Origin of the sequence: Xanthomonas sp. NCPPB 4467, assembly GCF_041475665.2 — a bacterium.
Taxonomy (GTDB): domain Bacteria; phylum Pseudomonadota; class Gammaproteobacteria; order Xanthomonadales; family Xanthomonadaceae; genus Xanthomonas; species Xanthomonas dyei.
Genome location: NZ_CM191260.1, coordinates 1,413,938 through 1,435,011 on the forward strand (window position 1 = coordinate 1,413,938; position 21,074 = coordinate 1,435,011).

The 21,074-nt window shown below is 64.5% G+C and carries 11 protein-coding genes, 1 tRNA gene and 2 other RNA genes; 12 read left to right on the forward strand and 2 right to left on the reverse strand.

The window, feature by feature from the left end:
- The first annotated feature begins 267 nt into the window (after positions 1 to 267).
- Together ACCQ06_RS06240 and ACCQ06_RS06245 are read left to right on the forward strand one after the other, a co-directional pair.
- Positions 268 to 342, forward strand: a tRNA-Val gene (locus ACCQ06_RS06240).
- 425 nt (positions 343 to 767) lie between these two features.
- The gene (locus ACCQ06_RS06245; protein ID WP_104617099.1) at positions 768 to 1,094 is read left to right on the forward strand and encodes a hypothetical protein; all 327 of its coding nucleotides are present in this window, start codon (positions 768 to 770) and stop codon (positions 1,092 to 1,094) included.
- 134 nt (positions 1,095 to 1,228) lie between these two features.
- Here the strand turns inward: ACCQ06_RS06245 and prpR are convergent, their stop codons facing one another.
- Entirely contained in the window at positions 1,229 to 2,827 is a 1,599-nt protein-coding gene (gene prpR / locus ACCQ06_RS06250) for a propionate catabolism operon regulatory protein PrpR (RefSeq protein WP_316691313.1), read from the reverse strand.
- Between the two features lie 145 nt (positions 2,828 to 2,972).
- Here prpR and prpB point away from each other — a divergent pair, with 145 nt between their 5' ends.
- From prpB to ACCQ06_RS06300, 10 genes are all read left to right on the forward strand, one after another.
- Positions 2,973 to 3,869, forward strand: coding sequence for a methylisocitrate lyase (prpB, locus tag ACCQ06_RS06255; protein ID WP_055846320.1), 897 nt, complete (start codon positions 2,973 to 2,975; stop codon positions 3,867 to 3,869).
- Between the two features lie 72 nt (positions 3,870 to 3,941).
- A complete protein-coding gene (prpC, locus tag ACCQ06_RS06260) occupies positions 3,942 to 5,096 on the forward strand; it encodes a bifunctional 2-methylcitrate synthase/citrate synthase (RefSeq protein ID WP_228324330.1) in 1,155 nt (384 codons plus the stop codon).
- A 201-nt stretch (positions 5,097 to 5,297) separates the two neighbouring features.
- On the forward strand, positions 5,298 to 7,940 hold the full coding sequence (gene acnD / locus ACCQ06_RS06265) for a Fe/S-dependent 2-methylisocitrate dehydratase AcnD (RefSeq protein ID WP_316691316.1): 2,643 nt from the start codon (positions 5,298 to 5,300) through the stop codon (positions 7,938 to 7,940).
- A gap of 68 nt (positions 7,941 to 8,008) precedes the next feature.
- Complete coding sequence (gene prpF, locus ACCQ06_RS06270; RefSeq protein ID WP_104617103.1) at positions 8,009 to 9,208, forward strand: 2-methylaconitate cis-trans isomerase PrpF; 1,200 nt, start codon at positions 8,009 to 8,011, stop codon at positions 9,206 to 9,208.
- Positions 9,209 to 9,627: 419 nt separating this feature from the next.
- Complete coding sequence (locus ACCQ06_RS06275; RefSeq protein ID WP_228324333.1) at positions 9,628 to 11,844, forward strand: TonB-dependent receptor; 2,217 nt, start codon at positions 9,628 to 9,630, stop codon at positions 11,842 to 11,844.
- A gap of 77 nt (positions 11,845 to 11,921) precedes the next feature.
- On the forward strand, positions 11,922 to 12,914 hold the full coding sequence (locus ACCQ06_RS06280; protein ID WP_316691320.1) for a nucleoside hydrolase: 993 nt from the start codon (positions 11,922 to 11,924) through the stop codon (positions 12,912 to 12,914).
- Positions 12,915 to 12,974: 60 nt separating this feature from the next.
- Positions 12,975 to 13,051: non-coding RNA, sX9 sRNA (locus tag ACCQ06_RS06285), on the forward strand.
- A 697-nt stretch (positions 13,052 to 13,748) separates the two neighbouring features.
- Positions 13,749 to 18,671, forward strand: a complete 4,923-nt coding sequence (locus tag ACCQ06_RS06290) for an alpha-2-macroglobulin family protein (RefSeq protein WP_372365281.1) — start codon at positions 13,749 to 13,751, stop codon at positions 18,669 to 18,671.
- Between the two features lie 642 nt (positions 18,672 to 19,313).
- Entirely contained in the window at positions 19,314 to 19,802 is a 489-nt protein-coding gene (locus ACCQ06_RS06295; RefSeq protein WP_104617464.1) for a MarR family winged helix-turn-helix transcriptional regulator, read from the forward strand.
- A 7-nt stretch (positions 19,803 to 19,809) separates the two neighbouring features.
- Complete coding sequence (locus ACCQ06_RS06300) at positions 19,810 to 20,667, forward strand: SDR family oxidoreductase (protein WP_104617465.1); 858 nt, start codon at positions 19,810 to 19,812, stop codon at positions 20,665 to 20,667.
- A 189-nt stretch (positions 20,668 to 20,856) separates the two neighbouring features.
- Here ACCQ06_RS06300 and ACCQ06_RS06305 read toward each other — a convergent pair.
- Positions 20,857 to 20,931, reverse strand: a non-coding RNA gene (locus tag ACCQ06_RS06305) — sX9 sRNA.
- Positions 20,932 to 21,074 lie beyond the last annotated feature (143 nt).

Genomic DNA, 21,074 nt, shown 5'->3' on the forward strand with positions numbered 1-21,074 from the left:
CTGCCACTGATTGCAGTGCGCTGACTGCGGTGTAGGTGAGACTCCTGCCAGGTGGGAATGAGCCATCAGGCGCCAGGCAAGTGATCGGCTTGGCGCTACGGCCAGGCAGTTAACGTGCGTGATGCCGGGTCGAGAGGTGCAGCGCCGCCGGCTGACGAGAGGAAGCCGGCGTCTGCAAACTGCCGTGGTTTCAGTAGGCATCCGCCGGCGCGAACGCGGCTGTTGACGATTGCTGCGGCTGCCCTATAATGTGCGGCTCGCGTCACCGGGCGGTTAGCTCAGCGGTAGAGCATTGCCTTCACACGGCAAGGGTCACAAGTTCGAACCTTGTACCGCCCACCATGAATTCAGAGTCAGATGAAAACCGGCGAAAGCCGGTTTTTTCTTTGCCGCAGTGTCGTAGCGACTGCATGGATGGGCGATGCGATAGCGCCGCAGTCCTCATTCTTATGCAGCACTCGGCAGCCACTGCCACTCACTCAGCGGCATGCGTGTTGTGCGGTGGTTCGCGTTGGCGCGAGACATCGCGATGTCGCGTTTCTTGCGCGTTCGATCAGGACTGGCCATCTGCATGGCTTGGACGCTGCGGTTAATCGATTGCACCAGTGATGAATCCGTGTGCCAGGGTCGCTGTCTCACACTTGGTAGTGACGCTGCATTGCATTTCGAGAAGCGGTGCACGTAAGCACTTTTCGCTAGGGTCGGTGCCTTGCGAGCTCGACAGGGACTTGCCATCCTGCAAAGCCCCGGATCGAGATGGAGTGGCGATGAAGACGCTGCTTGGAAGTGCGCTGGTTGCGATGTTGCTGTTGGCCGGGTGCGCGCGCGATGTTGGCGAGCAGTACGTGGGCAAGTGGGTCAATGTGAAGTCGCAGAAGAATGTGCTGAGCATCGAGCACAATGGCGAAAGCTTCATCATTCGCGATACCACGCCGGAGCTGTTCGGTAGTGGCGTGAGGACCCGAAATTATCCGGCGCTGCTGACCAAGGGTGTGCTGCAGGTGTCCAGCGGCAGCGGTACGGTCAATTATGCGATCGACGAGGCGACAGGCCGTCTGAGCACGGGCGATACCGAGTACACGCGGATCAAGTAATCGCCGTATCGACGCGTGCGTGCTGATTGTCACGCTCAGTAGCGTGTGGTGGTGCTGCATGCAGTAGTGCATCACCCGATGTACGGCGTTGCCCCTGTCCAACCTGGGCTGAAAGCCGAGCTAACGTGCGGTGTTCAACGCTGTGGCGCCATGGCCTGTGCCTGCATCCAACGCCACAAGGTGGTGCGCGAAACGCCGAGCGCCTGGGCGGCGAGGGCACGGTTGCCGTTGGCGCGTTCCACTGCCGTGCGCACCGCTGCGGCGGTGAGTTGCAGGCGCGATGCTGCAAGCTCGGTGTGCGCCTGTGGTGCAGGGTCGCTGACGTGTGCGTCGAACAGTTCCGGCGCCCAGCGTTGGAGTTGTTCCAGGCTTAGGTGGTCGTGCGCCTGCGCCTTCCAGTGAATGCATAAGCGTTCGACCAGGTTCCGTAGTTCGCGCACGTTGCCCGGCCATGCATGCTGCTGCAGCCGGTGCAGTGCTGCGGGCGACAATGGCGATGCGATGCTGCCCAGTTGCTGAAAATAATGCGTCAGCAGCATCGCAATGTCGTCGGGGCGGTGGCGTAACGGCGGTAGTGCGATGCGTAGTGCGTTCAAGCGATAGAACAGGTCGCGGCGAAAGCGCCCTTGCTCGACCAGGGAATGCAGATCCTGCAGGCTGGCTGCGATCACGCGCACATCCACGGCAATTGGCACGGTGGCGCCGACGCGCAGCACTTCGCGTTCTTCCAGTACGCGCAGCAAGCGCGTCTGTAGCGCCATCGGCAATTCGCCGATTTCGTCGAGAAACAACGTGCCTTCCTGCGCGGCTTCGATCAGGCCGGTGTGGCCGCCGCGGCGTGCGCCGGTGAACGCACCATCGCTGTAGCCGAACAATTCCGCTTCCAGCAGCGATTCGGTGATGGCGCCGCAATTGATCGCGACAAAGCGGCCGCGCCGGCGACTGCCGACATGCAGTTGTCGGGCGACCAACTCCTTGCCGGTCCCGGTCTGACCGCTGATCAACACGGTGCCCGCGTGCGGCGCATACAACTGCACCAGCTCGCGGACGTGCACCATTGCCGTGTCGTCGCCAAGCAGCGCGTCGCTGCGGCGTGTCCGTCGTGCGTTGCTGCGGGCGGTTGGGCGTTCCTGGCTGGAAGCAGTGCCTAATGCGATGGCGTTTTCCAGTGCGTGACGGACCGAATCTGCCGAATACAGCAGCACACCAGGCAGGCCGGCCTGTTCGGCGAAATCGATCGCCATGCCGGTACCCACGATGACCTGGATACCGCCGGCACGCAGGTCGGCAATGCAGTCGCGCGCGTCCTCGGCAGTGACGAAGCGGCGGTGTTCGATGTCCAGGTCGAAGCTGCGCTGGAAGGCGTGGAACGAGGGAACGTCGCTGGCATGGGTCACCACGCCGATGCGCGGTGCGATGCGGCGCGCACGCGCCAACGCTTCCATGAGGTCGAAGCCGGTGGCCTGGATCGGCGCCAGCGGCAGCGCAAGCCGGCTGCGCAGGTAGGCGGCGTTGGAGCCGCCAGCGACCAAGACATCGCAGCGCTCGCGGCGCAGGCGCTGGCCGATGACGTCCACGGCGTCGGCAAAGCCGAGGTTGATCTGCTCGATCCGCGCGCGCTGGTCGAATTCGGGGATGACATCGGCAAGCAGGCCGGTCAGCCGCGACACGCTGACGGTCCAGATCACCGGCGGCGATGTGTCTGCCGGGTCGGCGGGGGAGGGGTTACGCATCGACGTTGGCGTGTTCCATAAGTGTTTCATGTTGCGCCAGGCGTTGCATATTCGCAACGATTCGCTGACGGTGCCCAGTGGAATCAAGCGCTTGCGATTGGCACAGGGTTTGCGAACTATCCACTATCCCATCCCAGGAATCGCCATGACGTCCTCGCCCATTTCTTCCGCCGGTACCCGCTTCCGCGCGGCGCTGGCCGCCGAGTCGCCGCTGCAGGTCATCGGTGCGATCAATGCCAACCATGCGCTGCTGGCCCAGCGTGCCGGGTATCAGGCCATCTATCTCTCGGGCGGCGGCGTGGCGGCGGGTTCGTTGGGGCTGCCGGATCTGGGCATCAATACGTTGGAAGATGTGCTGATCGATGTGCGCCGCATTACCGATGTATGCGGGTTGCCGCTGCTGGTGGACGTGGACACCGGCTTCGGGCCGAGCGCGTTCAACATCGAGCGCACCATCAAATCGCTGATCAAGGCGGGCGCGGCCGGTTGCCATATCGAAGACCAGGTCGGCGCCAAGCGCTGCGGGCATCGGCCGGGCAAGGAGATCGTCAGTCAGGGCGAGATGGTGGACCGGGTCAAGGCGGCGGCCGATGCCAAGACCGACCCGGCGTTCTTTTTGATCGCACGGACCGATGCCATCCAGATGGAAGGCGTGGACGCGGCGATCGAGCGCGCCATTGCCTGCGTGGAAGCGGGCGCCGACGGCATCTTTGCCGAGGCCGCCTACGACCTGGACACCTACAAGCGCTTTGTCGATGCGGTGGGCGTGCCGGTGCTAGCCAACATCACCGAGTTCGGCAAGACGCCGCTGTTTACGCGCGACCAACTGGCCGCTGCCGGCGTGGCGATCCAGTTGTTTCCGCTGTCGGCATTTCGTGCGGCCAACAAGGCCGCCGAGGATGTGTATACCGCGATCCGGCGCGATGGCCATCAACAAGCAGTGCTGGAAACCATGCAGACGCGCGAAGAACTCTACGAACGCATCGGCTACCACGACTACGAACAACGCCTGGATGCACTGTTTGCACGCAAAGGCGCATGATCGCCGCTTGCTGCGTCCACCTGGTCACTCCTCCGTGACACCGCAACACGCCACCGCTTGGGAGCTCATCGCATGAACGACACCACCATCCCCGGTTTCAAGCCGAAAAAATCCGTTGCCCTGTCCGGCACTGCCGCAGGCAACACTGCGCTGTGCACCGTGGGGCGCAGCGGCAACGATCTGCACTATCGCGGTTACGACATTCTGGATCTGGCAACCACCAGCGAGTTCGAGGAAATTGCGTACCTGCTGGTGCACGGCAAGCTGCCCAATAGCGGCGAATTGCGCGGTTACAAGGCCAAGTTGCGGTCGTTGCGGGGCGTGCCGGCTGCAGTGAAAGCGGCGCTGGAGCAACTGCCGCCGTCGGCGCACCCGATGGATGTGATGCGCACCGGCGTCTCGGTGCTGGGCTGCCTGCAGCCGGAAAAGGACGACCACAATCATCCGGGCGCGCGCGACATCGCCGACAAGCTGATGGCGTCGTTGGGCTCGATGCTGCTGTATTGGTATCACTACAGCCACAACGGCAAGCGTATCGAGGTGGAGACCGATGACGATTCGATCGGCGGGCATTTCCTGCATCTGCTGCACGGGTTTGCGCCCAAGGAGTCGTGGGTGCGTGCAATGCACACCAGCCTGATCCTGTATGCCGAGCACGAGTTCAACGCGTCCACGTTCGCATGCCGGGTGATCGCCGGCACCGGCAGCGATATGTACAGCGCCATCGCCGGTGGCATCGGCGCGCTGCGCGGACCCAAGCACGGCGGCGCCAACGAAGTGGCGTTCGAAGTGCAGAAGCGCTACGACACGCCGGACGAAGCCGAGGCCGATATCAAGGCGCGCGTGGAGCGCAAGGAAGTGGTGATCGGCTTCGGCCACCCGGTGTACACGGTGTCCGACCCGCGTAACAAGGTGATCAAGGATGTGGCGCGCGAGCTGTCCGATGCGCAGGGCAGCCGCAAGATGTACGACATCGCCGAGCGCCTGGAAACGGTGATGTGGGATATCAAGAAGATGTTCCCCAACCTGGATTGGTTCAGTGCGGTGAGCTACCACATGATGGGTGTGCCGACGGCGATGTTTACGCCGCTGTTCGTGCTGGCGCGCACGGCCGGTTGGAGCGCGCACATCATCGAGCAGCGCGTGGACGGCAAGATCATTCGCCCGTCGGCTAATTACACCGGGCCGGAAGATCAGGTCTTCGTGCCGTTGGACCAGCGCGCCTGACTGTGTGGGCGGCGCTGGCCCTCATCCGCCCTTCGGGCACCTTCTCCCGCTTGCGGGAGAAGGGCACCGCAACCGCATCGCGGTAGCAGTGGCGCCGTGTAGCAGCACCGCAACAGCAACGCAATCGCAGCACTGCAATCGCACCGCAATAGCAGTACCGCAACCGCAAGAAACCTCGCCCGCCTTGTGATATCGCCAGCCATGAACAGCCAGTACCGTAAGCCCTTGCCGGGCACCTCGTTGGAGTATTTCGATGCACGCGCCGCAGTGGATGCGTTGCAGCCGGGCGCGTATGCAACGTTGCCGTACACCGCGCGCGTGCATGCCGAAAATCTGGTGCGGCGCGCCGAGCCGCAACTGCTGGAGGCCTACCTGCGCCAGCTGATCGAGCGCAAGCGCGACCTGGATTTCCCGTGGTTTCCGGCACGTGTGGTCTGCCACGATATCCTGGGGCAGACCGCGCTGGTGGACCTTGCCGGCTTGCGCGATGCCATCGCCGAGCAGGGCGGCGACCCGGCGCAGGTCAATCCGGTGGTGCCGGTGCAGTTGATCGTCGATCACTCGCTGGCAGTGGAATACGCCGGCTTCGACAAGCAGGCCTTTGCCAAGAATCGCAGCGTGGAAGATCGCCGCAATGCCGATCGCTTTCACTTCATCGAATGGACCAAGCGTGCGTTCGAGAACATGGAGGTGATTCCGCCGGGCAACGGGATCATGCATCAGATCAATCTGGAGAAGATGTCGCCGGTGATCTACACACTGGATGGCGTGGCGTTTCCGGATACCTGCGTGGGCACCGACAGCCACACCCCGCACGTGGATGCGTTGGGCGTGATCGCCGTGGGTGTGGGCGGGCTGGAAGCGGAGACCGTGATGCTGGGGCGCGCGTCGTGGATGCGGTTGCCCGACATCATCGGCGTGGAATTGTTGGGCCGGCCGGCGCCGGGCATCACCGCCACCGACATCGTGCTGGCCTTGACCGAATTCCTGCGCCAGCAGCGCGTGGTCGGTGCATACCTGGAGTTTTACGGTGCCGGCGCCAGCGCGCTGACCATCGGCGACCGCGCCACCATCTCCAATATGACGCCGGAATTCGGCGCGACCGCGGCGATGTTCTACATCGACCAGCAGACCATCGACTACCTGCGGCTGACCGGCCGCGAGGACGCGCAGATTGCGCTGGTGGAAACCTATGCGCGGCAGACCGGCTTGTGGGCCGACGCTCTGGTCACCGCGCAGTACGAGCGCGTGCTGCAGTTCGATCTGTCTAGCGTGGTACGCAACATGGCCGGGCCATCCAACCCGCACAAGCGGGTGGCGACTACCGAGCTGGCAAGCCGTGGCATCGCCGCTGCATGGGAAGACGTGCCAGGGCAGATGCCCGATGGCGCGGTGATCATCGCGGCGATCACCTCGTGCACCAACACCTCCAATCCACGTAACGTCATCGCCGCCGGCCTGCTGGCGCGCAACGCCAATGCGCGCGGCCTGACCCGCAAACCGTGGGTGAAAAGTTCGCTGGCGCCCGGCTCCAAGGCGGTGCAGCTGTATCTGGAAGAGGCCGGCCTGCTGAGCGAGCTGGAGCAGCTGGGCTTCGGCATCGTGGCGTTTGCCTGCACCACCTGCAATGGCATGAGCGGCGCGCTGGACCCGGTGATCCAGCAGGAGATCATCGATCGCGACCTGTATGCGACGGCGGTGTTATCGGGCAACCGCAATTTCGATGGGCGCATCCATCCGTATGCCAAGCAGGCGTTTCTCGCTTCGCCGCCATTGGTGATCGCCTATGCCATCGCAGGAACGGTGCGCTTCGATATCGAAAAGGATGCGCTCGGCATCGATGCGGATGGCACGCCGATCACGCTCAAAGAGTTGTGGCCGACCGATGCGGAGATCGATGCGGTGGTGGCGCGCAGCGTCAAGCCAGAACATTTCCGCAGCGTCTACGACCCGATGTTCAAGCGCAGCGTCGGGCAGGGCGCGCGCGTGAGCCCGCTGTACGACTGGCGCCCAACCAGCACCTATATTCGCCGTCCGCCGTATTGGGAGGGCGCACTGGCCGGTATACGCACGCTGCATGGCATGCGCGCGCTGGCGGTGCTGGGCGACAACATCACCACCGATCACCTGTCGCCCTCCAACGCCATCATGGCCAGCAGTGCGGCCGGCGAATACCTGGCGCAGATGGGCGTGCCGGAAGAAGACTTCAATTCCTACGCCACCCATCGCGGCGACCACCTCACCGCGCAACGCGCCACCTTCGCCAACCCGAAGTTGGTCAACGAAATGGCCGTGGTGGATGGGCAGGTCACCGCCGGTTCGCTGGCACGGCTGGAGCCGGACGGGCAGGTCGTGCGCATGTGGGAGGCGATCGAAACCTATATGACGCGCAAGCAGCCGTTGGTCATCATTGCCGGCGCCGATTACGGGCAGGGCTCGTCGCGCGACTGGGCGGCCAAGGGCGTACGGCTGGCGGGCGTGGAAGCGATCGTGGCCGAAGGCTTCGAGCGGATCCACCGCACCAACCTGATCGGCATGGGCGTATTGCCGCTGGAATTCAAGCCGGGCACCGATCGCAAGACACTAGGTATCGACGGCAGCGAAACATTCGACGTGATGGGCGAGCGCACGCCAGGCGCAACGCTGACGTTATCGATCCATCGCCGTAACGGCGAGCAGCTGCAGGTGCCGGTGACCTGCCGTCTGGATACTGCGGAAGAAGTGGCGATCTATGAAGCCGGCGGCGTGTTGCAGCGGTTTGCGCAGGATTTTCTTGAGAGCCGGGAATCGGGAGTCGGGAATCGAGATGAGTTGAAGGCGACATCAGCACCGCAACCGCACTAGCGTCTATGGCCCTTGCCGTGGTTCTGCCACCCAATCCCCATTCTCCAATCCCCAATCCCGGCCCTCCCATGATCTATCTCCCCCAACTCCGCATCCCCGCCACCTACCTGCGCGGTGGCACCAGCAAGGGTGTGTTTTTCCGCCTGCAGGATCTGCCGGTTGCCGCACAACAGCCGGGGCCGGCGCGCGATGCGTTGTTGCTGCGGGTGATCGGCAGCCCCGATCCGTATGCCAAGCAGATCGATGGCATGGGCGGGGCCACGTCCAGTACCAGCAAGAGCGTGATCGTCTCTGCCAGTACGCGCGACGGGCATGATGTGGACTATCTGTTCGGGCAGGTGTCCATCGACAGTGCGTTCGTGGATTGGAGCGGCAACTGCGGCAACCTGTCGGCGGCGGTGGGGCCGTTTGCGATCGCCAATGGCCTGGTCGATGCGGCGCGGGTGCCGCACGATGGTGTGGCGACGGTGCGGATCTGGCAGGCCAATATCGGCAAGACCATCGTGGCGCACGTGCCGATGAGCGACGGACAGGTGCAGGAAACCGGCGACTTCGAGCTGGATGGGGTGACCTTTCCCGCTGCCGAAGTGCAGCTGGAATTTCTCGACCCCGCCGATGCGGCCGAGGGCGAGGGCGGCGCGATGTTTCCCACCGGCAAGCTGATCGATCAGCTGGAGATTCCCGGCCTGGGCACGATCGCCGCCACGCTGATCAATGCCGGCATCCCGACCATTTTTGTCAACGCGCATGACCTGGGTTACACCGGCACCGAATTGCAGGACGCAATCAATGGCGATCCGCGTGCGCTGGCCATGTTCGAAACACTGCGCGCACATGGCGCGGTGCGGATGGGGTTGATTGCCAACATCGACGACGCCGCCACGCGCCAGCACACCCCCAAGGTCGCCTTCGTTGCGCCGCCGGCCGACTACACCGCCTCCAGCGGCAAGCCGGTGCTTGCTGGCGAGATCGATCTGCTGGTGCGTGCGATGTCGATGGGCAAGTTGCACCACGCGATGATGGGTACCGCCGCCGTCGCCATCGGGACCGCAGCGGCGGTGCCCGGCACCCTGGTCAATCTGGCCGCAGGCGGCGCGACGCGCTCGGCGGTGCGTTTCGGCCATCCGTCCGGCACCTTGCGTGTCGGTGCGGAGGCGACGCTGGTGGACGGGCAGTGGCAGGTGACCAAGGCGCTGATGAGCCGCAGTGCGCGCGTGCTGATGGAAGGTTGGGTGCGCGTGCCTGGTGATGTTGCCAACGTCGAGTGAACGGAACACGGATGCACGTGGGTGGATGTCTCCGGTAGCGGGCGGAGTGGGCGCATCCACGCCGCTTTAAAAACCTGCCGGCGGTCCATTGCGGCTTGTCTACGCGCTCGTCAATCGGTATTGGGGGCAGTCGTCGTATGGGGCTTCCTGGGGCTCGCGCATGCGCCGCGACCTATGCCATCGCCGGGTCCAGTGCAGCCAAGCCTGTTGCTGCGCCCGATTTGCTGAGCACTGCCTGCTGAGACACGCAACGCTCCAGCGCCCAAATTGCACGCCTCTGTTGCATTAATTAGAACGCTCTTGCGAATTTAGAAAACTTTTTCGCACGCGCTCTGCCATATTTGTGTAATTCGTGTTAATTCTGTTGCAACGCGGCATGGAAATCAGGCCGCTCCGCCAACCGAATTCGGAGTCTTCCCATGTCAGCCAGCCGGTCGCTCAAGATCAGCGCGCTTGCCGTTGCCGTCGTTTCGCTTCTTCCGTTCCACGCTGCTGCGCAGCAGGCCTCTGGCGACGACGGTGTCGTGCGTCTGGATGCGGTCAAGGTTACGGTCGAGCGTCGCTCGGAAGACTCCAAGGATGTGCCGGTGTCTGCCAGCGTGTTGCGCCCGGAATTTCTGGACGCCATTTCCACCAGCGGCTCGGACATCCGCGTGCTGGCCGGTAAGGCGCCGAGCCTGAACATCGAATCGTCCAACGGCCGTGTGTTCCCGCGCGTGTATATCCGCGGCTACGGCAACACCGACTTCAATACCTACGCCTCGCAGCCGGTGTCGTTGATCTATGACGACGTGGTACAGGAAAACGCCTTCCTGAAGGGCTTCCCGATCTTCGATCTGGAAGGCCTGGAAGTGCTGCGCGGCCCGCAGGGCACCTTGTTCGGCCGCAATACGCCGGCCGGCGTGGTCAAGTTCAACTCGGTCAAGCCGACCATCGGCTCCAACGACGGCTACGCCAGCCTGTCCTATGGCACCTACGGCACCATGACGCTGGAAAGCGGCCTGAGCATCGCGATGGGCGAGCATTGGGCGGCGCGTCTGTCCACCCTGGGCCAGCGCCGCGACGACTGGGTGGAGAACCGCGACGGCCGCGATCTGGAAGGCTATACCGACTCGGCGGTGCGCCTGCAGTTGCTGTACCAGGCCAGCGACGATTTCAGCGCATTGTTCAACGCGCACGCGCGCCATCTGGACGGCACCGCGCGCCTGTTCCGCGCCAATATCATCCAGCCCGGCACCAACCAGCTGGTGGATGGCTTCGACGCCGAAAAATCCTTCATCGACGGCGCCAACACCCAGGAACTGCAGACCTATGGCGGCAGCGCCAATCTGACCTGGGACCTGGGCGATATCGCGCTGCACTCGATCACCGCCTATGAAGGCATCGGCAAGTACTACAGCCGTGGCGACATCGACGGCGGCTTCGGCGCGGTGTTCGCACCGCCGTCCGGCCCGGGCGCGATTCCGTTCCCGGTGGAAACCGCCGGCGGCATCAAGAGCCTGGACCAGTACAGCCAGGAACTGCGTGCCGAATCGCAGTACGAAGGCCCGCTCAACTGGCAGGCCGGCCTGTACTACTTCCACGACGATGTGGAGGGCGAAAACTACACCTACAACACCTTCAGCGGCGGCGATCTGGCCAGCTACCAGCTCACCCGCCAGCGCAATACCTCATGGGCGGCATTCGGTTCGTTGAACTATGCGGCCACCGATCGCCTGAACCTGCGCGCCGGTATCCGCTACACCTATGACAAGAAGACCTTCGACGTGCTGGCGCTGGATCGCGTCACGCTGGTCGAGCCATCCAGCGGCGAGACCGACAACTCCAAGGTCACCGGCGACCTGGCGGCGACGTTCTCCATCAACGACGACGTCAACGTGTATGCACGTGCCGCACGTGGCTTCCGCGGCGCCAGCTTCGGCGTGCCCTCGGGCACAGCGCCGCTGACCGTGGCCGAGCCGGAGACGGTGGATTCGTTCGAGATCGGCGTCAAGTCGGATCTGTTCGACAACCGCGCGCGTCTGAGCTTTGACATCTACGATTTCCGGGTCAAGAACCAGCAGCTCACCGCGGTGGGCGGCGCCTCCAACGATGTGCGTCTGCTCAACGCCGACAAGACCAAGGCACGCGGCGCCGAGTTCGATTTCGAAGCGCTGCTCACCCAGAACCTGCGCGTCACCGCCGGTGGCGCCTACAACTGGACCCGTATCGACGACCCGAACCTGTCGGTGGGCGTGTGCCGCACCTGCACCGTGACCGACCCGCTCAATGCGGCCGGCCGCGCGCTGATCGACGGTAACGATCTGCCGCAGGCGTCCAAGTGGATGGCCAACGCCACGCTGCGTTACGGCATCCCGATGGGCAACGATGGCGAGCTGTTCTTCTACACCGACTGGTCCTACCGCAGCGAAGTGAATTTCTTCCTGTACGACTCCAAGGAATTCACCGGCCAGCCGCTGGTCGAAGGCGGCGCCAAGATTGGTTACAACTGGGGCGCCGGTGCGTACGAGCTGTCGGTGTTCTGCCGCAACTGCACCAACCAGATCCGCGTGACCGGTGCGATCGATTTCAACAACCTCACCGGCTTCATCAACGACCCGCGCATCGTTGGCGCCCAGTTCCGCGCCAACTTCTGATCGGCACCGTTGTACGGTAGAACGCGAACCGCCGGCCAGCATGCCGGCGGTTTTTTTTTTGCGGGAGGAGAGAACAGATGCAACACAGATGGCAACGCACCTGGAGCATGCTGGCGATGTGGTGCCTCTGCGCCGCCGCGTGGGCGCAGGCGCCCGCGGCGGCGGTGCAGAGCGCAGCTGCGCCTGCCGACATGGTGGTGGTGTCCACCGATATCGGCGACGACATCGACGATGCGTTCGCGCTGGCACTGCTGTTGCGTCGCCCACAGGTGCAGGTGCTGGGCATTGCATCGGCGTGGGGGGATACCACGCTGCGTGTACAGCTGTTGCAGCGTTTGTTGCAGCAGGCCGGGCGCAGCGACATCCCGTTGGCGATGGGCAAGCGCACCACCAGCACGATCGCCTTCAGTCAGGCGCGCTGGGCTGCGAAAGGGCAGCTGCCGAGCGGCTTGCCCGATGCGGCGACGATGATCCTGCAGCAGGCGCAGCGCCACCCGGGTGAGGTGACCTTGCTGGTGCTGGGCCCCATGACCGATGCCGCACTGGCGCAGCAACGCGACCCGGCGGGCTTTGCCAAGCTCAAGCGCATCGTGGCGATGGGCGGGTCGGTGCGGGTGGGCTACGGTAAGTCCGCGTATCGCCCGGCCAGCGCGCCGGCCGCCGAGTACAACATCGTGTCCGATGTGGCGGCCGCGCAGCGCGTGTTCGCGGCCGGTGTGCCAATCGTCCTGCTGCCGCTGGATGCCACCCAGATCACCCTGGAAGAACCCGAGCGTATCGCGCTGTTTGCGCACGGCGATGGCCTGACCGACGCGCTCACCCAGCTCTACTACCAATGGCGCAACACCGACCAGCCCTGGGCGAGCGCAACGCCGACCTTGTTCGATGCCGTGCCGGTGGCCTGGTTGCTGCGCCCCGAACTGTGCCCGACCACGCCGCTGCATCTGGATATCGATGCGCAAGGCGATACGCGCGAGGTGCCGGGCACGCCGAACGTGCAGGCCTGTCTGCGTGCGGACAAGCCGGCGTTGATCGACCTATACATGCGCACGGTGTTGCAGTTGCACTGAGAGCAGCCAACAAAACCACTTTGCAGCCGCCAGGCGGGCGTGGCAGTTACTCGGTGCGGCATGTACCACGTGTGCATTCCGGTTCTGAGTGCGCCGTCCATACCTGCCTGACGACTGCTCATTACGTTTTGCTCGCTGCTCTTAAGAGCAGCGAACCAACGGAGTTAGCGCCTGCCTGACGGTGAGCGCAGTGGTTTTGTTGGCTGCACTTTTGGGATGCAGTCAAACGCCTGGTTGGTCGAAGGCGCGATGCCCTCACCGCTCGCGGGACACGCCGTACATCCGTCAATGGAGGCTCGGTGGCGGCATCCATGCCGCCACACGGTCCCGCAATCGGTGAGGACACCGCGCCAGACAGTGAGCCGGCTGCCTTTTAAACGCTGTCGTGGATTTCGTTGCGATATGGGGCTGATTGTCCACGCGGTGATCCAGGTAACTCATGTCATGCATTGCTTGCACCATGCACACCGACCATCTGTATTGGTCCTTGCCCGCCTACCATCGCGGGACCTTACGCGGCATGGATGCCGCGTAAGAGCTTACAAGGACGTACTTGCAGCGTGTCCCGCGATGGTAGGCGGGCAAGGGCCCTGCAGCCCAGTCGTAGCCCAGCGGCCCTCTAAGCGATGGCGTGAAGTGGTTTGACTGGTCGCTATAAGCGGACTGAGTACACCACTGCGCTGATCGCCAGTCGGGCGCACCGTTACCGTCGCCATGCGTCTACCGCTGCACACGATCACCGCCCATCGGCAAGTCCACGACCGACCACACATCCGACATCGGCGGCGTGAAGCACATCGCTATACTGGCCGCCTCAGTCATGGGGTAGCGCGAATGGACAGGCAGCAATCAGGGATGAAGTGGTTTGGCGCGCGGCGCATGCTGCTTTGGGTGGTACTGCTGACCGTGGCGATCGGCGGGGTGGCTTGCAAACGCAACGAAAGCGGGCAGCTGCCCACCGCCAGCGGCGAGGCGATCAAGGCCGACAAGCAGGCGATTACCGGGTTTGCGCTCGCGCGCGCCTATCCCGACCAGACCGGCGACGGCCTGTCGCTGGCGCTGGAATTCTCGCGTCCGCTGGTGGGCACGCAGGATTTCGATGCGCTGGTGCGCTTCGAAGAAAAGGTCGGTACCGGCGACAGCAGCTGGTCGCTGTCCGATGACGGCAAGACGTTGCGCTACCCGTACGTGGAAGCCGCCAAGGACTACACGGTGCTGATCGACGCCAATCTGCTGGCCGCCGATGGCAGCCGCCTGGGCAAGCCGCTCAAGCAGAAGGTCTACACCGGCGAACTCAAGCCGGTGGTCGGGTTCGCTTCGCAGGGCAGCGTGTTGCCGGCACGCGAAAGCCGCGGCCTGCCGGTGGTGTCGGTCAACGTGCCGGAAGTGGACGTGGAATTTCTGCGCGTGCGCGAGAAGTCGCTGCCGGCGTTCTTCCAGCAGTTCCAGCGCGGCGGCCGTCGTGGCAGCTGGGAGCTTGAGAGCGAATATAACGACAAGCAACCGCTGTCCAGGCTGGCCGAGCCGGTGTACGTCAACCGGTTCATCCTGGGCGGCAAGCAGAACGAGCGCGTGCTGACCTACCTGCCGACGCAGGACATCAAGGAGCTGCAGGAGCCTGGCCTGTACTTTGCGGTGATGAAGCGCGCCGGCAGCTTCGAGAACGAACAAGAGACGGCGTTCTTCACCGTCAGCGATATCGGCCTGCACACGCGCGCCTACAAGGACAAGTTGTTCGTACACACAGCCTCGCTGCAGAGCGGCGAGCCGATCAAGAATGTGGAAGTGCGCATCCTCGATGCCAAGGGCGAGCTGTTCCTCAAGGGCGCCACCGACGGTAACGGCAATGCGCTGCTCAACTACACGCTCGATGCCGGCCACGTGCTGGTGGCGCGCAGCAAGACCGATGTCTCGTTGCTGCCGTTCAATCAACCGGCGCTGGATCTGAGCGAATTCGCGGTGGCCGGGCGTCAGAGTGCGTGGTTCGACGTGTTCGCCTGGGCCGGCCGCGATCTGTATCGCCCCGGCGAAACCATGCGTGTGTCGGCGATCCTGCGCGACAACGATGGCAAGCCTACCAAGCCGCAACCGGTCTTCCTGCGCCTCAAGCAGCCGGACGGCAAGACCTTCCGCGAAACCAAACTGCAGCCGGGCGAGCAGGGCTACTTCGAATTCACCCAGCAGATTCCTGCCGATGCCGCGACCGGCCGCTGGCAGGTGGAGTTCCGCACCGACCCGGCCAGCAAGGATGCCGTGCAGGGCATGACCGTGCGCGTGGAAGAGTTTCTGCCCGAGCGCATGAAGCTGGACCTGGATGCCGCGCAAAAGACCTTGAGTGCCGGCCAGCCGTTCAAGCTGGTCGCCACTGCCGCGTATCTGTACGGCGCACCGGCCGATGGCAACCGCTTCACCGCCAAACTCGCGGTCAGCGTCGAGCAGCATCCGCTGGAGTCGTTGCCGGGCTGGTTCTTCGGCGACCCCACCCTGGAGCTGCCGCGCGAAGCCAAGGACGTGATCGATACCGAGTTCGGCAGCGACGGCATCCTGCGCGAAGACATCGCGCTGCCGGCCGAAGCCAAGCCGGTCAGCACGATCGCGGCAGTGGTCTCCGGCAGCGTCTACGAAACCGGCGGGCGCACGGTGACCCGCACCGTCAAGCGCGTGCTGTGGCCGGCCAAGGCGCTGGTCGGCGTGCGCCCGTTGTTCGACGACGAAGACGGCGCCGATGCCAATGGCAATGCGCGCTTCGAACTCACCCGCGTGGATGCCGATGGCAAACCGCAGCCGGCCAAGGGCCTGAAGGCCACCCTGGTGCGCGAGCTGCGCGACTACCACTGGAACTACACCGACGACCATTGGGACTACGACTTCACCCGCCGCTTCGAGAACAAGGACACCCGCACGCTCGATTTGGGCAGCGCCAATGCCAAGCTCGATTTTCCGGTGGAGTGGGGCGAGTACCGCCTGGACGTGTTCGACCCGGCCACCGGGCTGACCACGCGTTACCCGTTCCGTGCCGGCTGGAGCTGGAACGACGAAAACCGCGGCCTGGATGCGCGCCCGGACAAGGTCAAGCTGGCGCTGGACAAGACCGGCTACCGCGCCGGCGACACGCTCAAGGTCACGCTGACCCCGCCGCACGCCGGCAAGGGCGTGTTGCTGGTGGAAAGCGACAAGCTGCTGTACGTGCAGGATATCGACGTCAAGCCGGGCAGCACGTTCGAAATTCCGGTGACAGAAGCCTGGGAGCGCCATGACGTGTACGTCACCGCGCTGGTGTTCCGTGGCGGTACCGCGCCGAGCAAGATCACCCCCGCGCGTGCGGTGGGCGTGGCGCATGTGCCGATGGATCGCAAGGCACGGCGCGTGGCGGTGGGCTTGTCCGCGCCCAAGCAGATGCGTCCCGAACAATCGTTGCCGGTGACGGTGAGCGTGCCGGAGCTGGCGGGCAAGGCGGCGCATGTCACCATCTCGGCGGTGGACGTGGGCATCCTCAACATCACCCGTTTCCCGGTGCCCGATGCCAACGCGCAGTTCTTCGCGCAACGGCGCCTGGGCACCGATGCCTATGACATTTATGGCCGCGTGATCGAAAGTTTCGAAGGCGCCAGCGGCAAGCTCAAGTTCGGCGGCGACATGGCGCTGGAAGCGCTGCCGCAGGCCAAACGCCCGACCGCCCGCGTGCAGACCGTGGACCTGTTCTCCGGGTCGGTGACGCTCGATGCCAAGGGTAATGCGCGCGTGCAACTGCCGGTGCCGGATTTCAATGGCACCTTGCGGGTGTCGGCGCTGGTGTATTCGGACACGCGCTACGGCAACCGCGATATGGAAACCATCGTGCGTGCGCCGATCCTGGCCGAAGCCAGCATGCCGCGCGTGATGGCGCCGGGCGACCGCAGCACGGTGACGCTGGACGTGCAGAACTTCACCGGCAAGCCGGGCGAGTTCAACGTGCGCGTGGACGGCATCGGCCCGCTGGCCATTGCCGAGGCGGCGCGCAGCATCAAGCTGGGCGTGGATGCCAAGCAGACGCTGAGCTTCCCGCTGACGGCCACCGAAGGTTATAGCGTGGCCAAGGTGCGCGTGCGTGTGGACGGCAATGGCTTCAGGGCCGACCGCAACTACGAGCTGCCGGTGCGTGCCGGGTGGCCGCAGGTGTTGCGCACGCAGACCCGCGTGCTCGATCCGCTGGCGCCGGTGACGCTGGACAGCAGTTTTGCCGACGGCCTGATGGCCGGCTCGGTGACTGCGCGCATGCTGGTCAGCCCGCTGCCGCCGATTCCGTTCGCCAGCGCCATGCAGGGCGCGCTGGATTACCCGTACGGCTGCGCCGAGCAGACCACCAGCAAGGGGTATGCGGCGCTGTTGCTCGACGAGGCCACCGCCAAGGCGCTGGGCACCAAGGGGCTGGATGCGGCCACGCGCCGCGAGCGCATGGAAGGCGCGTTCGGCCGCCTGGCGTCGATGCAGATCGCCAGCGGGCATTTTTCGATGTGGGGCGACGATGGCTACGTCAATCCGGGCCTGACCCCCTATATCGCCGAGTTCCTGCTCGACGCCAAGGACGCCGGCTTTGCGGTGCCCGATAACGTGCTGCAGAAGGCACTCAATCGCCTGAGCGAAGATCTGCTCTCCGGCGGCAACGAGTTCTATGGGCAGGACCGTCGCGACAACCTGAAGTTCGCCAACCAGGCGTGGTCGGGTTACGTGCTGGCACGCGTCAACCGTGCCCCGCTGGGCACGCTGCGTGCGTTGTACGACAACCAGCGCGACAAGGCGTTGACCGGCCTGTCGCTGGTGCATCTGGGCGCGGCGTTGTCGCTGCAGGGCGACACCAAGCGCGGCGACGCGGCGATCAGGGCCGGGTTTGCCAAGGACAGCGCCGAGCGTCCGCGCTATCTGAGCGATTACGGCAGCGTGGTGCGCGACGATGCCTTGATGATGGCGTTGCTGCACGAACGCGGTTTGTCCAAGCCCGAGTACGACACCCGTGTGGTGGCCCTGGGGCAGGCACTGGATGCACGCCGCGCCGGCGGAGTGTTGTGGCTGAGCACGCAGGAGCAGATTGCGCTGGCGCGGCTGGGCAAGGCGTTGATGGTGGGGCAGGGCAAGCAGGTCTCGGGCAGTTTGACCGTCGGCGACGAGGTGCAGCAGATCGCACCGGCCCGCGTGTTCGGACGCAGCTTCGACAGTGCGGCGCTGGCCCGCGGCGTGCAGTTCGCGCCGCAAGGCGAAGCGCCGATGTATGCCAGTCTGGAAGTGGCCGGCATCCCGCGCACTGCACCGGAAGCAGACACGCGCCACCTCAGCGTGGAGCGCAGCTGGTACACCACCGACGGCAAGCCGTGGACGCCGCGTGCACTGAAGGAAGGCGAGGCGCTGATCGTGCGCGTCACCATCACCGCCAACGAATCGATGCCCGATGCGTTGCTCACCGATCTGTTGCCGGCCGGCCTGGAAATCGAGAATTTCAATCTCGGCGATGCCAAGCAATGGGCCGATGTGGTGGTGGACGGTATCGGCGTCAGCGAGCGCTCCAGCGCCGCCGACGTCAAGCATGAAGAGTTCCGCGACGACCGCTATGTGGCCGCGCTGGCGCTGTCGTCGGGCAGCAAGGCGCAGGTGTATTACCTGGTGCGCGCGGTGACGCCGGGCACCTACACCGTGCCGCCGTCGCTGGTGGAAGACATGTATCGCCCCGAGCTGCGTGGCGTAGGCCGCACCACCCCGGCGACGATCACGGTGGTGCAGCCGTAGGAGGGCATTGGCCTTTCGCGCTGAGAAACATTAGCCCTTCTCCCTCCGGGGAAAGGGCGATGACCGGGGCGCTGCTCGTGCTGCCACGTAGCATGGTGATGGGTAGGCGGCACGCTCCGCGGGAGCGGATGAGGCAATCGATGCGGGCGGCTGCGATGCCTGGCGTCCTGCATTGCCCCGTGATTTATGCCCATGCCCTGACCCCGATCTCTTCCGCAGGCGACAGGACGGCGTGGCTGCAACGGTCGATGGCCTGCCTTCTCATGTGCGGGGAAGATGCCCGAAAGCGGAACCGTGGACTCCCGACGTCACCGTTACCGATGCACGCGATGCAGCTGTGCGCGAGCAGCCGTCACGCAGCTCGCTCGGGAGGGTTGGGGCGGGTAGAAGGTCGCGCAAACCATTCCGCAGACACGATGACTGACGCGGGCAACCCGGCAACCCGGCACCCCGCAAAAGGCTGTCCTGGTATCTCTCCAGGAAACGGGCAGATCGACCTCGTTAATAAGTGCACCCGGTGTTGAGTGTCGGCCAATGCCGAGGCCATCCCGCGATGCCCCGCTGGCGGCTTGCAACCACCCGATCACGCATCGCTCACCTCCAAGTTGACAGCATGTTGTCAACTTGAAAAGGGGTTGTCGTATGCAGGCGATGGAGGTGCCGGTACGTGAGCTGGCGCTGGCGGTATTTGCGACCAACGGCCGATTGATCGGTGCTGGCAACGAATTGGTTGCCCATCTTGGGCTCACCAGTGCGTGGTGGCAGGTATTGGCGGCGTTACGGTATGCGCCCGCGCCGCTTCCTGCGGCCTCGATCGCCCGCAACATGGGCCTTACCCGGCAGGCGGTGCAGCGCATCGTCGATGTGCTTGCCGCGCACGGGATGGTCGAATTCCAGCCGAATCCCCATCACCGCCGCGCCAAGCTCGTTGCCCTCACCCAGGCCGGCATCGAGGCAGTGAACGGCGCCGAGAACGCCGTAGCCCCACTCGACCAGGCGATCGCCGAGCGCATCGGCATCGATCGCATCCGCGAGGCCATCCGCACGCTCGAGGACATGAGCGCCGTCATCTCCGCGTGGCTGGACGATGCGTCCGGCGCTCCCACTTCCATCGTCAGACCGCAGGAGTAATGCAATCATGATTCTCGTATCAGGAGCGACAGGCGGTATCGGCGGCGAACTGTGCAGGCGCTTGCATGACGCAGGTGCGGCGTTCCGCGCGATGTGCCGCACGCAGGCGCAGGTGGACAATCTGCACAAGCAGGGCATGCACGCCGTGCTGGGCGACTTCGATACGCCCGAAACGCTGTCCGGCGCGATGCAGGGCTGCGACACGATGTTTCTCATCACGCCGCCCACGCCCCGGCAGGTCGACCAGGAAATCGCTGCCATCGATGCGGCCAAGCGTGCCGGGATCGGTCGGATCGTGAAAGTGTCGGCATCCGATTGCAACGTGCGGTCACCGGTGCCGTGGGCGAAATCCCATGCCTTGATCGATCACCACCTGCGTGGGTCGGGTATCGGCTGGACGATCCTCAAGCCCACCGCTTACATGCAGAATTTCCTGTGGTTCAAGGATCCGATCGCCAAAGGCGTGTTCCCGTTGGCGGCCGGCAGTGGGAGCGTGTCCTGGATCGATACACGCGACATCGCGTGCGTGGCCGCTGCGGTGCTGACCCAGCAGACGCATGCAGGGGCGACCTATTTCCTCACCGGCCCGGAGACCTTCGATATGAAGACGGCCGCGGCGCGTCTGTCGAAGGGCACCGGGCGCAAGGTGCGTTATCTGGATCTGCCGACGCCGGTGTTCCGTGTGCTGATGCGTGCGACGGGCAACTCGTCATGGATGGCCAAGGGGCTGACTGTGCAATTCGCGGACGTGGTGGCAGGCCATCACGACATCGACCCCACGTTCGAGATCGAGCGGCTCACCGGGACGCCGCCGCGCACCTTCGACGACTTCGTCCGCGACCACCGGCAGTCGTTCGCCGGCTAGCCATCCGACGTCCGTCCTGAAACGAGGCGGAAATGCGCCGCAGAAATGCGGCGCGACTTTCCAAGTGAGCCTGATGCCGCTCTCGCCGTGCTGCGATCCGTCATTGAAGACCAGCGGGCCGACCTTGAGGCTGCGCTTGGCTCCATCGACCAAGTCGCTCACTCAATCTCTCGGAACAGGATTGAGAGCGGCTCACACAACGGAGCGAGCAGTCGCCAGGTGGGTGCGGACGGCGCTGAAGAACCGCAGCGTACGCGTGGGCGATGCCGCACCGAGCACCGGCCACGCCCGCCTGGCGGGCAATACAGCCGTTTTTGATGGCTGCTGTTGGATGTTCAGTCCCGGCGTCGATCGCTGCTGGCATACACGTTCGCTCTCCTGACGGAAGGGATGGCGTTTTTGAAACT

What these genes read in the sequence shown, in the direction of transcription:
- ACCQ06_RS06245 (WP_104617099.1), top strand. Translation starts at nt 768, where the DNA reads ATGAAGACGCTGCTTGGAAGTGCGCTGGTTGCGATGTTGCTGTTGGCC.
- prpR (WP_316691313.1), bottom strand. Translation starts at nt 2,827, where the DNA reads ATGCGTAACCCCTCCCCCGCCGACCCGGCAGACACATCGCCGCCGGTG.
- prpB (WP_055846320.1), top strand. Translation starts at nt 2,973, where the DNA reads ATGACGTCCTCGCCCATTTCTTCCGCCGGTACCCGCTTCCGCGCGGCG.
- prpC (WP_228324330.1), top strand. Translation starts at nt 3,942, where the DNA reads ATGAACGACACCACCATCCCCGGTTTCAAGCCGAAAAAATCCGTTGCC.
- acnD (WP_316691316.1), top strand. Translation starts at nt 5,298, where the DNA reads ATGAACAGCCAGTACCGTAAGCCCTTGCCGGGCACCTCGTTGGAGTAT.
- prpF (WP_104617103.1), top strand. Translation starts at nt 8,009, where the DNA reads ATGATCTATCTCCCCCAACTCCGCATCCCCGCCACCTACCTGCGCGGT.
- ACCQ06_RS06275 (WP_228324333.1), top strand. Translation starts at nt 9,628, where the DNA reads ATGTCAGCCAGCCGGTCGCTCAAGATCAGCGCGCTTGCCGTTGCCGTC.
- ACCQ06_RS06280 (WP_316691320.1), top strand. Translation starts at nt 11,922, where the DNA reads ATGCAACACAGATGGCAACGCACCTGGAGCATGCTGGCGATGTGGTGC.
- ACCQ06_RS06290 (WP_372365281.1), top strand. Translation starts at nt 13,749, where the DNA reads ATGGACAGGCAGCAATCAGGGATGAAGTGGTTTGGCGCGCGGCGCATG.
- ACCQ06_RS06295 (WP_104617464.1), top strand. Translation starts at nt 19,314, where the DNA reads ATGCAGGCGATGGAGGTGCCGGTACGTGAGCTGGCGCTGGCGGTATTT.
- ACCQ06_RS06300 (WP_104617465.1), top strand. Translation starts at nt 19,810, where the DNA reads ATGATTCTCGTATCAGGAGCGACAGGCGGTATCGGCGGCGAACTGTGC.